This is a genomic window from Pseudoalteromonas sp. SR45-5 (assembly GCF_014163565.1).
GTDB lineage: Bacteria > Pseudomonadota > Gammaproteobacteria > Enterobacterales > Alteromonadaceae > Pseudoalteromonas > Pseudoalteromonas distincta.
Genome location: NZ_JACJDN010000938.1, coordinates 1 through 1,026, shown reverse-complemented (window position 1 = coordinate 1,026; position 1,026 = coordinate 1). Strand labels below are relative to the sequence as shown.

Annotated in this window: 1 pseudogene; it reads right to left on the bottom strand. The window is 33.5% G+C overall.

Annotation, left to right across the window (positions count from 1 at the left end):
- A pseudogene (locus H5072_RS20210) lies at positions 1 to 463 on the bottom strand (hypothetical protein); the annotation flags it as partial.
- Between the last annotated feature and the right edge of the window lie 563 nt (positions 464 to 1,026).

Sequence of the window (1,026 nt, the reverse complement as noted above, 5' to 3'; positions counted from 1 at the left end):
AAACAGCATCTATGCCATTAAATGTTTTAAATAAATAAGTATCGTAGACTTGTTGAGGTGGATTGATCCATGGGTACGCAAAACCAACATCCGAAAAGTCACTCATAGTAAAAAAAGGTGTGCGTAATTTTCCGAGTTTTATCTGAATATTATCAGTTGGCCTATATGTTAAATATAACCACTCTAACCCTGAGTTATCAGAAGCTGTTGTATTATTGCTTCTTAGCAAAACTTGGGCTGTTGCAGACCACTTATCATCAAATTGATACTCGCCTTGGAATCCAATTAAACTAGATGGAGAAAATTTAATACTGTCTTCATATCCCTTAAACTCGACATTTTTTTCGTCTAAGTAACCACCAATAACTCGAGCATAACCAGAAAATTCTAACTCATTAGAAAAAGCTGAAAAATGAGTAAGCATAGTGGTAAAAAGTAAGCACCAAGATATTTTATATCGCATCAGAGAAAATTAAATCCTTTGTTGAATTATGCAAAGTACAATGAAGATTAATTATGCTATCAAGGAAATAATTCACCAGTTCGGATAATCAATTATTTAATTATTTTAAGTAGCGCTCTTTACCGCGACCTAGGATTAATGATTATAGTCAATGAATTACATGTTGGCACAATATATGTGCTCTATAAGAGTATTAAGTACCTAGGTAACACTGTTTTTACCTCAATCCCATTCAGTATTATCGAGATAGAGCTTAACTATATTTATATAGATACTTTTCAACTAAGTAGGGGATCAAACTGATTCTTAATTTATCTCGTTCACCAAGATTGAGTGCTTAACATAAGTGCTTGGTAGGATGTAAATTAGCTAAATTATAATGCGATATGTGAGTAATTCACCACATTTTACTTTTTACAATTTGAAGCCTGATGATGTCGTAGTGCCCACAGCGGTAGAAAGTCACATAGCAAATGCTACACTATCTTTGTGTCGCGATATGAGTGTGTATTAATTGCGCGAATTTCACTTTTCTGCAGACGTAAAAAAGCCCGACTATTTCT